The sequence below is a fragment of the Micromonospora sp. WMMD987 genome, assembly GCF_029581435.1.
GTDB classification, from domain to species: domain Bacteria; phylum Actinomycetota; class Actinomycetes; order Mycobacteriales; family Micromonosporaceae; genus Micromonospora; species Micromonospora rifamycinica.
In genome coordinates, this window is record NZ_CP120861.1 from 3,316,961 (window position 1) to 3,331,399 (window position 14,439).

A 14,439-nucleotide genomic window follows, 5' to 3' on the forward strand; every position below is an offset into this window, starting at 1 on the left:
GATGCCGACCGAGATCACCGCCGCAGCGGCGGACCGCTGGACCCTGGGTGACCGCACCGTGCACCGACTGGGGTTCGGCACCATGCGGATCACCGTGCACCCCGACCGGGACCGGGCGGTGCGCCTGCTGCGCCAGGCCGTCGACCTGGGGGTCGACCACCTCGACACCGCCGCCTTCTACGTCTCGCCGGGCGGCACGCTGCGGGTCGGCACCGGCCCCGCCCGGTACGCCACCGAGCTGATCCGCGCCGCGCTCGCCCCGTACCCGGAACACCTGGTCGTCGCCACCAAGGTGGGCATCCGGTACGACCCGGCCCTCGGCGTGCATGAGGAGGCCGGCCCGGCGCAGCTGCGCGCCCAGGTGGAGGAGAACCTGCGTCGCCTGGGCCGCGACCACCTCGACCTGGTCAACCTGCGGATCGTCAAGCGCCCGCCCCCGGACTCCGTGGCTGAACGCTTCGGCGCGCTGGCCGAGATGCGCGACGCCGGACTGATCCGGCACCTGGGCCTGTCCAACGCCCGCCTCGACCACCTCGACGAGGCGCAGGGCATCGCCCCGGTGGTCTGCGTGCAGAACAACTACGCCCTGGACAACCGTGGAGACCAGGACGCCCTGATCCGCGAGTGCGCCGCCCGGGGGATCGCCTACGTGCCGTACTTCGCGTTGGCCGGGACCAACCGGGAGGGCGGGGCGCGCACCGACCACGCCCCGGCGGTCCTCACCGTCGCCCGCGCCCACCACGCCACCCCGCAGCAGGTACGGCTCGCCTGGATCCTGCACCAGGGTCCGCACGTGCTGGCCATCCCCGGCACCGGGGATCCGGCCCACCTGGTCGAGAACGTCGCCGCCGGCGCGCTGCGGCTCAGCCCCGACGACCTGACCGCCCTCGACCGGTCGTGAGGGGTTCGCAGCAGACTGTCACCGAGTTCGCAGTGTCCTACCAGGTAGGGATGCTGCACTGGAGGGACGCCGAGGAGAGGAGCGGGCAGATGGGCTGGATCCACCGGCGGCCCTGGGTCGCCGAGAGCATCCCGACCAGGCTCGACCGGGAGGCCACCCGGGAGGACCTGACCGCGTTGACGGACTTCGTGACCACCCACCGTGGAGTGGAGTTCTATCTGGAACCCGAGACCACCGCCACCGACACCACCGTGGTGGCGATCGCGCACGACGGGGAGTGGATCCGCCGCCGTGCCGGCTCCCCGCGGGCGGCGGCGAAGCTGGCCCACCGGCACGCGGTGCCGCTGTACGAGGCGGCGAAGATCGGTTATCCGGAACGGATGCGCGCCTGGAACCGGCTCCACCCCGAGCGCCGCGCCCGCTGACCGCCGCGCCCACCGACCGCCGCAGCCATGTGCCGCCAGAGGCGCGGCTGCGGCGGTCCGGTGCTGTTCGGCCTCGTCACCGGGTCGCCGGGTGCGCCGCCGGGCCGGCCGCCGCCGTTGACCCGGGGTAAGGAGTGTGGCAGCATTCGCGGCCTGACGGCAGTGAAGGAAGTCGGTGCGATTCCGACGCGGTCCCGCCACTGTCACCGGGGAGCGATCCCCCCTCGTGGGTCACGACCGTGCGTGTGCGGTTGGAAGGCCGGGGGTGAGCGTCGATCCGGGAGCCAGGATACTTCGGCCGTCGGAGAACCCCAGGGCGTGGACACCCGAGGAGGAACCGATGACGCGCAGCGTCGCCACCGGCCCGATGACGGCCGGTGATCCCCGCAGCATCGCCGAGCGTGTGCCGCCGCGTGCCGGCACCGTTCCCACCGCCGGCCGTCGCCGGGTCGGTTGGCCTGCCGGACACCGCTGACGCCCGGTCCGACCACCCTGCCGTCCGGCGGGGTGGTCGGTACCCCCGTCGCCGCTGACCGGCCTCCCTCCCGCCCCGACCGGCCCGGCCCCGTGGTCGAGCCGGCCGTCACTCTCCGGAGCCGCACGTGCGCATCCTGCTGCTGTCCACCGCCGACACCGACCTGCTCGCCGCCCGCGCCAGCGCCGCCGACTACCGGCTCGCCAACCCCACCCGGGTCGAGCGGGACGCCGTACCGGCCCTGCTCGACGGCGTGGACCTGGCCGTCGTACGACTGCTCGGTGGCCGGCAGACGTGGCCGGACGGCCTCGCCGCGGTGCTCGGCTCCGGCGTGCCCACGATCGTGCTCGGTGGCGAGGCGGTGCCCGACGCGGAGCTGATGGCGGCGTCCACGGTGCCCTCCGGGGTGGCCACCGAAGCCCTGTCCTACCTGGTCGAAGGGGGTGCGGAGAACCTCGCCCAGCTGGCCCGGTTCCTCGGCGACACGATCCTGCTGACCGGTGAGGGCTTCGACCCGCCCACCCCCACCCCGCCGTACGGCATCCTCGACCGCCGCCCGACGCCCCGCCCGGACACCGGGACCGGGGGGCCGCCGGACGGCGACGGGCGGCCCACGGTGGGGATCGTGTTCTACCGGGCGCACGCGCTGGCCGGCAACACCGGTTTCGTCGAGACCCTCGCGGACGCGGTCGACGCGGCCGGTGGGCACCCGCTGCCGATCTTCTGCGGCTCGCTGCGCGGACTCACCCCCGGCGACGGGCCGCTGGAACTCTTCGCCCGCTGCGACGCCCTCGTCGTCACCGTTCTCGCCGCCGGGGGGACGGTCGCCGCCGACGCCTCCGGCGGTGGTGACGAGGACGCCTGGGACGTCGGCGCGCTGGCCGCCCTCGACGTACCGGTGATCCAGGCGCTCTGTCTGACCAGCACCCGCGAGCAGTGGGCCGGCAGCGACGCCGGGCTCTCCCCGCTGGACGCGGCGATGCAGGTGGCCATCCCCGAGTTCGACGGCCGGATCGTCACCGTGCCGTTCTCGTTCAAACGGATAGACGCCGACGGGCTGTCGGTCTACGCAGCCGACGCCGAGCGGGCCGCCCGGGTCGCCGGGATCGCCGTCCGGCAGGCCCGGCTGCGGCACCTGCGGCCCGCCGACCGGCGGCTGGCGGTCGTGCTCAGCTCCTACCCGACGAAACACTCCCGGGTCGGCAACGCCGTCGGGCTGGACACCCCGGCCTCGGCGGTACGGCTGCTCGCCGCCCTCGCCGCCGCCGGCTACCACCTCGGCGACGCGCCACCGCCCACCGACGGCGACGCGCTGATCCACGCGCTGATCGCCGCCGGTGGCCACGACGTCGAGTGGCTCACCCCGGAACAGTTGTCCGCCGCCGAGGCCCGGGTGCCCGGGGAGACCTACCGGCGCTGGTTCGACCAGGTGCCGGCCGACCTGCGGGACCGGATGCGGGAACACTGGGGCGAGCCACCCGGCGGGCTCTACACCGACGGCGGTGACATCGTCCTGGCCGGGCTGCGGTTCGGCAACGTCACCCTGCTGATCCAGCCGCCACGCGGCTTCGGCGAGAACCCGATCGCCATCTACCACGACCCCGACCTGCCGCCCAGCCACCACTACCTGGCCGCGTACCGGTGGCTGGCCGCACCCGTCGACGACGGCGGCTTCGGCGCGGACGCCGTGGTGCACCTCGGCAAGCACGGCACCCTGGAATGGCTGCCCGGCAAGGGCCTCGGGCTGGCCGCCGACTGCGCCCCCGACGCCGTGCTCGGCGACCTGCCGCTGGTCTACCCGTTCATCGTCAACGACCCCGGCGAGGGCACCCAGGCCAAGCGGCGGGCGCACGCCGTCGTCGTCGACCACCTGGTGCCCCCGATGGCCCGCGCCGAGACCTACGGCGACCTGGCGAAACTCGAACAGCTCCTGGACGAGTACGCCACCGTGCAGGCGCTCGACCCGGCGAAGGTGCCGGTGGTCCGGGGGCAGATCTGGGAGCTGGTGCGCGCCGCCGAACTGCACCACGACCTGCACACCGAGGCGATGCCCGCCGCCGACGACTTCGACGACTTCGTGCTGCACCTCGACGGCTACCTGTGCGAGGTCAAGGACGTGCAGATCCGCGACGGACTGCACGTCCTGGCCGAGGTGCCCACCGGGGAGGCCCGGGTCAACCTCGTCCTGGCCGTGTTGCGCGCCCCCCAGGTGTGGGGCGGCAGCCGTACCCTGCCCGGCCTGCGGCAGGCCCTCGCCGCCGGCTACGGCCTGGACGAGCAGGTGCTGCTCGCCGAGCCCGGGGCGCGGGTGGCGGTGCCGGCGGCGCTGACCGACGTCGTGGACGGGCCGGCGGTCACCGCCGCCGACGCCGTGGACCTGATCGAGGCACTGGCCCGCCGGCTCGTGCTCGGCATGGAGACCCTCGGCTGGGATCCCGTCCGCGCCGACGCGGTGGTCGCCGAGGTGACCGGTGCCGACTGCCCCGACGCCGTCGCGGTGCTGCGTTTCGCCGCCCGGGAGGTGGTGCCCCGGCTGGACCGCACCACCGACGAGATCACCCACACCCTCGGTGCGCTCGCCGGCCGGTTCGTGCCGCCGGGGCCGTCCGGGTCGCCGACCCGGGGCCTGGTCAACGTGCTGCCCACCGGCCGCAACTTCTACTCCGTCGACCCGAAGGCGATCCCCAGCCGCAACGCCTGGGACGTCGGGGTGGCGCTGGCCGACTCGCTGCTCGCCCGCTACCTCGCCGACACCGGGGAGTACCCGCGGTCGGTCGGGCTGACGGTGTGGGGCACCAGCGCCATGCGGACCCAGGGCGACGACATCGCCGAGGTGCTGGCCCTGCTCGGCTGCCGGCCGGTGTGGGACGACCGGTCGCGGCGGGTCACCGGCGTCGAGGTGGTGCCGACCGCGGAGCTGGGCCGGCCCCGGGTCGACGTGACGGTCCGCATCTCCGGCTTCTTCCGGGACGCGTTCCCGCACGTCGTCGCCCTGCTCGACGACGCGGTCCGGCTGGTCGCCGCCCTCGACGAGCCGGCCGAGGAGAACTACCTGCGGGCGCACGTGGCCGCCGACCTCGCCACCCACGGCGACGAGCGGCGGGCCACCGCCCGGATCTTCGGCTCCAAGCCGGGGGCGTACGGGGCGGGGCTGCTGCCGCTGATCGACGCCCGGAACTGGCGTACCGACGCCGACCTGGCCGAGGTGTACGCCGTCTGGGGCGGCTACGCCTACGGCCGGGGCCTGGACGGGCGGGAGGCGCGGGCCGACATGGAGCGTTCCTTCGCCCGGATCGCGGTGGCGGCGAAGAACCAGGACACCCGCGAGCACGACATCGTCGACTCCGACGACTACTTCCAGTACCACGGCGGGATGGTGGCGATGGTCCGGCACCTGACCGGGGCCGCGCCGGCCGCCTACGTGGGTGACTCGGCGATGCCGCACGACGTACGCACCCGCACCCTCGGCGAGGAGACCCGCCGGGTGTTCCGGGCCCGGGTGGTCAACCCGAAGTGGATCACCGCGATGCGCCGGCACGGCTACAAGGGCGCGTTCGAGCTGGCCGCCACCGTGGACTACCTGTTCGGCTACGACGCCACCGCCGGTGTCGTCGACGACTGGATGTACGAGAAGCTCGCCGAGGCGTACCTGTTCGACGAGCCGACCCGGGAGTTCCTGGAACGGTCGAACCCGTGGGCGCTGCGCGGCATCACCGAACGGCTCCTGGAAGCCGCCGACCGGGGCCTGTGGACCGCACCCGAACCCGTCACCCTGGACCGTCTCCGCGAGACGTACCTGGCCACCGAGGGCGACCTGGAGGAGCGACAGTGAGCGCGAGGAGTGAGCCGGGTCTGCGAGCCCCGCAGTCGCGAACGGAAGGACCACGGTGAGCGCGAGGAGTGAGCCGGGTTTGCGAGCCCCGCAGTCGCGAGCGAGGGGGGTCCGGTGAGCGCGAGGAGTGAGCCGGGTTTGCGAGCCCCGCAGTCGCGAACGGAAGGACCACGGTGAGCGCGAGGAGTGAGCCGGGTTTGCGAGCCCCGCAGTCGCGAACGGAGGGCAGCACAGTGAGCGGGTTTCCGTTCTCGGCCGTGCTGGGGATGGACGACATGCGGCTGGCACTGCTGCTCAACGCGGTCAGCCCGGCGATCGGCGGGGTACTCGTCCGGGGCGAGAAGGGGACCGCCAAGTCGACCGCCGTGCGCGCCCTGGCCGCGCTGCTCCCGCCGGTGGACCGGGTCGCCGGCTGCCGGTTCGGCTGCGACCCGGCCGCCCCCGATCCGACCTGCCCGGACGGCCCGCACCCGGCGGCCGGGCCGGTCGAGCGGCGGCCGGCCCGGTTGGTGGAACTGCCGGTCGGCGCCGCCGAGGACCGGGTGGTCGGCTCGCTCGACCTGGAGAAGGCCCTCGCCGAGGGGGTACGTGCCTTCGAGCCGGGCCTGCTCGCCGCCGCGCACCGGGGGGTGCTCTACGTCGACGAGGTGAACCTGCTCCACGACCATCTGGTCGACCTGCTCCTGGACGCCGCCGCGATGGGCCGCTGCCACGTCGAGCGGGAAGGGGTCTCGGTCAGCCATGCCGCCCGCTTCCTGCTGGTCGGCACGATGAACCCGGAGGAGGGGGAGCTGCGTCCGCAGTTGCTCGACCGGTTCGGGCTCACCGTCGAGGTGGCGGCCAGCCGTGATCCGGCCGTCCGGGTGGAGGTGGTGCGCCGCCGGCTCGCCGCCGACGCCGATCCGGCCGGGTTCGCCGCCCGGTGGGCCGCCGCCGACGCCGAGGTGGCCGCCCGGGTCGCCACCGCCCGGGGCCGGCTCGACGGGGTGCTGCTGCCCGACGCCGCGCTACGGCAGATCGCCGAGGTCTGTGCCGCGTTCGACGTGGACGGGATGCGTGCCGACATCGTCACCGCCCGCACCGCCGTGGCGCACGCCGCCTGGCAGGGCCGGGACCGGGTGACCGCCGACGACGTGCGGGTCGCCGCCCGGCTCGCCCTGCCGCACCGCCGTCGCCGCGACCCGTTCGACACCCCGGGCCTGGACGAGAAGCGCCTCGACGAGGCGTTGCAGCGGGCCCGCGACGAGCACCCCGACGACCCGCCCGACGCCGGCCCGTCCGCTCCGGACGGCCCCTCCGACGGACCGGACGGTTCCGGCCCGGGTGGACCGTCGGCCGGCGGGACCGGCCCGGGTGGACCCGGTGCGGACCGGCCGTACCCCGGAGCCGACGGGCCGCACGCCGACGGTGACCACCGGGGCGGACCGACGGACGCCGCCGACGACCGTCCCGCCGAGGACCGGTCGACCCATGACCGGGATCTCCGCGACCGTCGGGCGGGCCACCCCGACGAGCGTCGGCCGGGCCGGGGCGACGACTCCCCGACCGACGGGTGGTCGGGTCCGGCCGGGGCCGGGTCCGACCGGTCCGAGGGCGGTGCGGGGCGGCCCGGTCGGCCGGGCGGCGCGGACGCCGGTGAGCCGGCGGCGGGTGGGTCCTCGGTGGCCGTACCCCAGCGGGGGATGACGGCCCGGTTGTTCACCGCGCCGGGGGTGGGCGACGGGGTGCCCGGCCGGCGGTCGCGGGCCCGGACCGGGCGCGGGCGGACCACCGGCGCGCGGGTGCCGGCCGGTCGGCCCGCCGCGGTGCACCTGCCGGCGACCCTGCGCGCCGCCGCCCCCCACCAGGCCGGGCGGGGCCGGTGCGGCGGCCGGCTGCTGGTGCGCCCCGACGACCTGCGGGAGGCGGTCCGGGAGGGCCGTGAGGGCAACCTGGTGCTGTTCGTGGTCGATGCCAGCGGGTCGATGGGGGCGCGGCAGCGGATGTCGGCGGTGAAGGGCGCGGTGCTGGCCCTGCTCACCGACGCCTACCAGCGTCGGGACACGGTGGCGGTGGTCGCCTTCCGGGGTGCGGGCGCACAGGTGGTGCTGCCGGCCACCTCCTCGGTGCTGGCCGCGTCGGCGCGACTGGCCGAGCTGCCCACCGGCGGGCGTACCCCGCTGGCGGAGGGGCTGCTCGCCGCCGCCGACCTGCTGCGGGTGCAGCGGCTGCGGGATCCGCGGCGGCGTCCGCTGGTGCTGGTGGTCACCGACGGCCGGGCCACCGCCGGCACCCGGCCGCTGGAGCGGGCGGCGCGGGCGGCGGCCGTCCTGGCCGCCACCGGTGCGCCGTGCGTGGTGGTCGACTGCGAGTCCGGCCCGGTCCGGCTGCACCTGGCCCGCCGGCTCGCCGGCCAGCTCGGCGCGGCCCATCACCACCTCGACACGGTGGCCGCCGACCCGCTGGCCGGGCTCGCCACCGTCGGACCACCCCGGAGGGTGCGCTGATGCCACAGGGAAAACCGGAGCACGTCCCCGCCGACGGGTTGACCACCCGGCAGCGGCGGCACCGCCCGCTGACCATCGTCCACACCGGACAGATGAAGGGGAAGTCGACGGCCGCCTTCGGCCTGGCGCTGCGGGCCTGGACGGCCGGGCTGCCGATCGGGGTGTTCCAGTTCGTCAAGAGCGCCAAGTGGCGGGTCGGTGAGGAGAACGCCTTCCGTGCCCTGGGGCAGGTGCACGCCGACACCGGGCAGGGCGCCCCGGTCGCCTGGCACAAGATGGGCGAGGGCTGGTCCTGGATCCAGCGTGGCGGCGAGGCCGACCACGCCGCCGACGCCCTGGAGGGCTGGCGGCAGATCCAGCGCGATCTGGCCGCGGAACGCTACGGTCTGTACGTCCTGGACGAGTTCACCTATCCGATGAAGTGGGGCTGGGTGGACGTCGACGAGGTGGTCGACACCCTCACCCGCCGACCCGGCTTCCAGCACGTGGTGATCACCGGCCGGGACGCCGACCCGCGACTGGTCGAGGCGGCCGACCTGGTCGCCGAGCTGACCAAGGTCAAGCACCCGATGGACGCCGGCCAGAAGGGCCAGAAGGGCATCGAGTGGTGAGCGGACCGACCCGCCGGACCGACCGGCGTCGCCGGCCCGGCAATGCGCCGGCCGGTCATCCGGGCACCCCCGTGTCGGCCGTACCGGAGCCGTCGGCCGCACCCGGCCCGCCGGGTGGGCCGTGGGCGCTGCCCCGGCTGGTGGTGGCCGCCCCGGCCAGTGGGCACGGCAAGACCACGGTGACCACCGGTCTGCTCGCCGCGCTGCGTCGTCGGGGTCTCGCGGTCAGCCCGCACAAGGTCGGTCCCGACTACATCGACCCCGGGTACCACGCGCTCGCCGCCGGTCGCCCCGGCCGCAACCTGGACCCGTGGCTGGTCGGGGAGGAGCTGGTCGCGCCGCTGCTGCGGCACGGGGCGAGCGTCCCCGTCCCCGCCGACGTCGCCGTGGTCGAAGGGGTGATGGGGCTGCACGACGGGGCGGTCGGCCGGGCCGGGTACGCCTCCACCGCCCACGTCGCCACGCTGGTCGACGCGCCCGTGCTGCTGGTCCTGGACACCACCGCGCAGGGGCGGTCGGCCGCCGCGCTGGTGCTCGGCATGCGTGCCTTCGACCCGGCCGTCCGCATCGGTGGGGTGATCCTCAACCGGGTCGGCTCGCCCCGGCACGAGACCCTGCTGCGCGACGCGCTGGCCGAGGTGGCCGTACCGGTGCTGGGGGCGGTCACCCGGGCCGTCGAGGTGGCCGCGCCGGCGCGGCACCTGGGGCTGGTGCCGGTCGCCGAACGGGCACCGGAGTCGCTGGCCGTCGTCGAGGCGCTCGCCGGGCTCGTCGAGGCCACCGTCGACCTCGACGCGGTGCTCGCCCTGGCCCGTAGCGCGCCCCCGTTGACCGTGGACGCCTGGGATCCGGCGACGGCCGTCGGCGGCCCGGCCGGCGGGGACCGTCCGGTCGTCGCGGTCGCCGCCGGAGCGGCCTTCACCTTCTCGTACGCCGAGACCGCCGAACTGCTCACCGCGGCCGGGGCGACGGTGGCCCCGTTCGACCCGCTGCGGGATCCGGCCCTGCCCGCCGGCACCCGGGCGGTGGTGATCGGTGGCGGCTTCCCCGAGGTGCACGTCGAGGCGTTGAGCGCCAACACCGGGCTCCGCGCCGAGCTGGCCGGCTTCGCCGGGCCGGTGGTCGCCGAGTGCGCCGGGCTGCTCTACCTCGGCCGCTCCCTGGACGGGGTGCCGATGTGCGGCCGGCTCGACCACCAGGCCCGGATGACCGGCCGGCTCACCCTCGGCTACCGCGACGCGGTCGCCGCCACCGATTCCCCGGTCCATCCGGCCGGTGAGCCGGTACGCGGCCACGAGTTCCACCGCACCGTCACCGACCCCGGGCACGGCGACCGGCCCGCCTGGCGCTGGGACGGCACCGGCCACGGTTTCGTCACCGGCCAGGTGCACGCCTCCTACCTGCACACCCACTGGGCGGGTCACCCCCGGGCCGCTCGCCGGCTGGTCGAGGCGGCGGCCCGGTGACCGCCGCCGGGGCGGGTCGCCTCTCCGCCGATGCCGCCGGGGCGGGTCGGCTGTCCGCCGATGCCGCCGGGGCGGGTCGGCTGTCCGCCGATGCCGCCGGGGCGGGTCGGCTGTCCGCCGACACCGCCGAGGCGGGGAGCCCGCCGCGGACCGCCACGCTGACCGGGGTGGGGGTCGGGCCGGGTGACCCGGAACTGCTCACCCTCAGGGCGGTGCGGGTGCTGGCCGAGGCCGACCTGGTGGTCGTACCGGTGCTGGACCGGCTGGCGACGGACCCGGCCACGCCGCCCGGCCGGGCCGAGACGACGGTCCGCGCCCACGTGCCGGCGGACCGGCTGCGCCGGCTGCCGTTCGCCCTCGACGACCGGGGCGGGGTGACCGCGCGCCGGGAACGTGCCTGGGACGCCGCCGCCCGTGCCGTGGTCGACGCGATCGACGCCGGGGCGCGGTCGGTCGCCTTCGCCACCATCGGCGACCCCAACGTCTACTCCACCTTCACCTACCTGGCCGACGGCGTCCGCGCGCTGCTCCCGGCGGTACGGGTCCGGACCGTGCCCGGCGTCACCGCCATGCAGGAGCTGGCCGCCCGCAGCGGCGTCCCGCTCTGCCAGGGGCGGGAGCCGCTGACCCTGCTGCCCGCCACCGCCGGCCCGGAGCTGGTCGCCGACGCCCTCGCCGGTCCCGGCACCGTCGTGGTCTACAAGGGCTGGCGTCGGCACCGGGACCTCGTCGACGAGCTGCGCCGGCACGACCGGCTCGACGACGCGGTGCTCGGTCGGGCACTCGGCCTGCCCGGTGAGTGGATCGGGCCGGTCGCAGCCGCCGACGACGACCTGCCGTACCTGTCGACGCTGCTGGTCCCGGCCCGCCGGGACGGGCGGGGAGGAAAACTGTGACGCCCACCGGAAAGGTGTGGTTCGTGGGGGCCGGTCCCGGCGCGGCCGACCTGCTCACCCTGCGCGCCGCCCGGGTGATCGCCGCCGCCGACGTGGTGGTCTGGGCGGCCAGCCTGGTGCACGCCGACGTGCTGGCCCACGCCCGCCCCGACGCCGAGATCGTCGACTCGTCGCAGCTGCCGATCGAGGGGGTGCTGCCGCTGTACCGGCGGGCCGCCGCCGAGCGGCTCACCGTGGCCCGGATCCACTCCGGCGACCCGGCGCTCTGGGGTGCCGTGCAGGAACAGCTCGACCTGTGCCGGGCACTCGACCTGGCCGTGGAGATCGTCCCCGGGGTGTCCTCGTTCACCGCCGTCGCCGCGATCGTCGGCCGGGAGCTGACCATCCCCGAGGTGGCCCAGTCGGTGATCCTCACCCGGCTGGAGGGGGGCAAGACGCCGATGCCGGCGGGGGAGCGGGTCCGCGACTTCGCCCGGCACGGCACCACCATGGCGCTGTTCCTGTCCGCCGCCCGCGCCGGGCAGGCCCAGACGGAACTGCTGGCCGGGGGTTACCCGGCGGACACCCCGGTCGTGGTGGCCTACCAGGCGACCTGGCCGGACGAGCTGGTGGTGCGGTGCGCGCTCGGCGACCTGGCGGCCACCGTCAAGGAACACCGGCTGTGGAAGCACACCCTGTTCCTGGTCGGGCCGGCGCTCGCCGCGAGCGGCACCCGCTCACACCTCTACCACCCCGGACACTTCCACACCTTCCGCCGGGCCGAGCCGACCGCCCGCGCCGAGCTGCGCCGGTCCCGGGCCGCCGGAACGCAGGACGCGGCACCGTGACGTACCCCGAGCCGCCGCTGCGGGAGCCGGACCTGCCGCGGACCGCGAAGGTCCGGCCGGTCGCGCTGCGTACCGGCTGGACCACCGGCGCGTGCGCGACGGCGGCGGCGAAGGCGGCGGTGACCGCACTGGTCACCGGCGTGCCCCAGCGGGAGGTGGAGATCGGGCTGCCCGCGGGGCGGCGGGTGGCCTTCCCGGTCGCCCGGTGCGAGCTGACCCGGTCGCCGCAGCCGCGGGCGGAGGCGGTGGTGGTCAAGGACGCCGGTGACGACCCGGACGTCACCCACGGCGCACACCTCACCGCCACCGTCGACTGGCGGCCCCGACCCGGCCTGGACCTGGCCGGCGGCCCGGGCGTGGGCACCGTCACCCGACCCGGGCTCGGCCTCGCCGTGGGTGGACCGGCCATCAACGACACGCCCCGCCGGATGATCGGTCAGGCCGTCGCCGAGGTGGTCGACCTGACCGAGGTGGGGGTCCGGGTGGTGATCAGCGTGCCGGACGGCGAGGTGATGGCCCGCAAGACCACCAACCGGCGACTCGGCATCGTCGGCGGCATCTCGATCCTCGGCACCACCGGCATCGTCCGGCCGTTCTCCACCGCCTCCTGGCGGGCCAGCGTGGTGCAGGCGGTGCACGTGATGGCCGCCCAGGGCCAGCGGACGGTGGTGCTGTGCACCGGCGGACGCACCGAACGGGCCGCCCGCGCCCTGCTGCCGGAGCTGCCCGAGGTGTGCTTCGTCGAGGTCGGCGACTTCACCGGCGCGGCCGTCACCGCCGCCGTCGGCGACGCGATGACCGGGGTGGTCTTCGTCGGGATGGCCGGCAAGCTGGCGAAACTCGCCGCCGGCATCCTGATGACCCACTACACCCGGTCGAAGGTGGACCTGTCGCTGCTCGGCGCGGTCACCGCCGAGGTCGGCGGCGACGCCGACCTGGTGGCGGCGGTGGTCGCGGCGAACACCGGACGGCACGCCTACGAGCTGTGGGAGGCCGCCGGTCTGCTGCGTCCCGCCGGTGACCTGCTCTGTGGCCGGGTCCGGCAGGTGCTGCGCCGCTTCGCCGGGCCGACGCTCACCGTCGACGTGGCGATGGTCGACTTCACCGGCGACCTGCTGGTGGCCTCCTCCGGCCGGTGGCCGGCATGACCGGCCGGGATGTGGCGACCGGCCGGGATCCGGCGGCGGACGGTGCGGCGCGCTCCGCACCGGCGGACGGTCCGGTGCCGGTGCCGGTGCTGGTGCTGGGGGTCGACGCGGCCGGTCGGCCGTCGCCACCGGCGGCGCTCGCCGCCCTGGCCGGGGCCGGGTTGGTGGTCGGGGCGGCCCGGCACCTGGCCGCCGTGCCGGTGCCGCCCGACGTCGAGACCGTCGTCCTCGGACCGCTCGCCCCCGCGCTGGACCGGCTCACCGCCGCCCACGCCGCCGGGCTCCGGACCGTCGTGCTGGCCAGCGGTGATCCCGGCTTCTTCGGCGTGGTACGCCGGCTGCGCGCCGCCGGGCTGCCGGTGCGGGTGCTGCCGGCGGTGTCCAGCGTGGCCGCCGCGTTCGCCCGCGCCGGGCTCGACTGGGACGGCGCGGTGGTGGTCACCGCCCACGGCCGGGACCTGGGTCCGGCCCTGCACGCCTGCCGGGCGCTACCGGCCGTCGCCGTGCTCACCGCGCCGGGTGCCGGCGCCACCGAGATCGGGGCCGGGCTGGCCGGCTGGTCCCGCCGCCTGGTGGTGGCCGAACACCTCGGCACCGCCGCCGAACGGGTCACCTGGACCACCCCGGAGCAGGCCGCCACGCGTACCTGGGCCGAGCCGCACGTCCTGCTCAGCCTGGCGACCCCCGCCGGTGCCGACCGCGACGCCGACCCCGCGACGCCGGCCGGTGCCGACCGCGGCACAGATCCCGCGACGCCGGCCGGTGTCGGGCCGGTGCGGGCGGACAACCAGCCGGCCGCCGCGCCCCCCGACGGCTGGGCGCTGCCCGAGTCGGCGTACTGGCACCGGGACTCGATGATCACGAAGGCCGAGGTACGGGCGCTGGCCGTCGCCCGGCTGCGGCCCCGGCTCGGCCGGCTGGTCTGGGACGTCGGCGCGGGCAGCGGCTCGGTCGGCATCGAGTGCGCGCTGCTCGGTGCGGCGGTGATCGCCGTGGAGCGGGATCCCACCGCGCCGATCGCGGTCAACGCCGCCCGGCACGGTGTCGACGTGCGGGTGGTGACCGGTGACGCCCCGGCCGTCCTGCACGGGTTGCCCGCCCCCGACGCCGTCTTCGTCGGGGGCGGGGGGAGCGCCGTGCTGACCGCCGTCGCCGACCGCCGCCCCGCCCGGGTGGTGGTCACCCTCGCCGCCCTGGACCGGGTCGCCCCGGCGGTGCACCTGCTGCGCGCCGCCGGCTACACGGTCACCGGCAGCCAGGTCACCGCCGCCCGCCTGGCCGACCTGCCCGGCGGATCCATCCGACTCGCGGCCACCAACCCGGTGGTCGTCCTCACCGGGGAGCGCCCGTGACCGTCACCGCACCACGTCGG

The 14,439-nt window shown here is 76.2% G+C and carries 10 protein-coding genes and 1 riboswitch; all 10 genes read left to right on the forward strand.

The window, feature by feature from the left end:
- Nucleotide 1: 1 nt before the first annotated feature.
- The 10 genes from O7612_RS13935 (at nucleotide 2) to cbiE (ending at nucleotide 14,419) form a co-directional block, all read left to right on the forward strand.
- Complete coding sequence (locus O7612_RS13935) at nucleotides 2–901, forward strand: aldo/keto reductase (protein WP_282273659.1); 900 nt, start codon at nucleotides 2–4, stop codon at nucleotides 899–901.
- Between the two features lie 89 nt (nucleotides 902–990).
- Nucleotides 991–1,326, forward strand: a complete 336-nt coding sequence (locus O7612_RS13940) for a hypothetical protein (protein ID WP_282273904.1) — start codon at nucleotides 991–993, stop codon at nucleotides 1,324–1,326.
- Between the two features lie 165 nt (nucleotides 1,327–1,491).
- A riboswitch (cobalamin riboswitch) is annotated at nucleotides 1,492–1,621 on the forward strand.
- Nucleotides 1,622–1,928: 307 nt separating this feature from the next.
- Nucleotides 1,929–5,633, forward strand: coding sequence for a cobaltochelatase subunit CobN (gene cobN / locus O7612_RS13945; RefSeq protein WP_282273660.1), 3,705 nt, complete (start codon nucleotides 1,929–1,931; stop codon nucleotides 5,631–5,633).
- Between the two features lie 173 nt (nucleotides 5,634–5,806).
- Nucleotides 5,807–8,119, forward strand: a complete 2,313-nt coding sequence (locus O7612_RS13950) for a VWA domain-containing protein (protein WP_282273661.1) — start codon at nucleotides 5,807–5,809, stop codon at nucleotides 8,117–8,119.
- On the forward strand, nucleotides 8,119–8,730 hold the full coding sequence (gene cobO, locus O7612_RS13955) for a cob(I)yrinic acid a,c-diamide adenosyltransferase (protein WP_282273662.1): 612 nt from the start codon (nucleotides 8,119–8,121) through the stop codon (nucleotides 8,728–8,730). The genes O7612_RS13950 and cobO overlap by 1 nt, the downstream gene beginning before the upstream one ends.
- Before the next feature lie 71 nt (nucleotides 8,731–8,801).
- Nucleotides 8,802–10,196 carry a cobyrinate a,c-diamide synthase gene (locus tag O7612_RS13960; protein WP_282273905.1) on the forward strand — a complete coding sequence of 465 codons (1,395 nt, stop codon included), beginning with the start codon at nucleotides 8,802–8,804 and terminating at the stop codon, nucleotides 10,194–10,196.
- A gap of 110 nt (nucleotides 10,197–10,306) precedes the next feature.
- On the forward strand, nucleotides 10,307–11,092 hold the full coding sequence (cobI, locus tag O7612_RS13965) for a precorrin-2 C(20)-methyltransferase (RefSeq protein ID WP_282273906.1): 786 nt from the start codon (nucleotides 10,307–10,309) through the stop codon (nucleotides 11,090–11,092).
- Complete coding sequence (cobM, locus tag O7612_RS13970) at nucleotides 11,089–11,919, forward strand: precorrin-4 C(11)-methyltransferase (RefSeq protein WP_282273663.1); 831 nt, start codon at nucleotides 11,089–11,091, stop codon at nucleotides 11,917–11,919. Before cobI ends, cobM begins: the two co-directional genes overlap by 4 nt.
- On the forward strand, nucleotides 11,916–13,067 hold the full coding sequence (locus tag O7612_RS13975; protein WP_282273664.1) for a cobalt-precorrin-5B (C(1))-methyltransferase: 1,152 nt from the start codon (nucleotides 11,916–11,918) through the stop codon (nucleotides 13,065–13,067). The genes cobM and O7612_RS13975 overlap by 4 nt, the downstream gene beginning before the upstream one ends.
- Nucleotides 13,064–14,419 carry a precorrin-6y C5,15-methyltransferase (decarboxylating) subunit CbiE gene (cbiE, locus tag O7612_RS13980; protein ID WP_348774289.1) on the forward strand — a complete coding sequence of 452 codons (1,356 nt, stop codon included), beginning with the start codon at nucleotides 13,064–13,066 and terminating at the stop codon, nucleotides 14,417–14,419. Before O7612_RS13975 ends, cbiE begins: the two co-directional genes overlap by 4 nt.
- Nucleotides 14,420–14,439 lie beyond the last annotated feature (20 nt).

Coding starts and splice junctions, on each gene's coding strand:
- O7612_RS13935 (WP_282273659.1), top strand. CDS start 2: ATGCCGACCGAGATCACCGCCGCAGCGGCGGACCGCTGGACCCTGGGT.
- O7612_RS13940 (WP_282273904.1), top strand. CDS start 991: ATGGGCTGGATCCACCGGCGGCCCTGGGTCGCCGAGAGCATCCCGACC.
- cobO (WP_282273662.1), top strand. CDS start 8,119: ATGCCACAGGGAAAACCGGAGCACGTCCCCGCCGACGGGTTGACCACC.
- cbiE (WP_348774289.1), top strand. CDS start 13,064: ATGACCGGCCGGGATGTGGCGACCGGCCGGGATCCGGCGGCGGACGGT.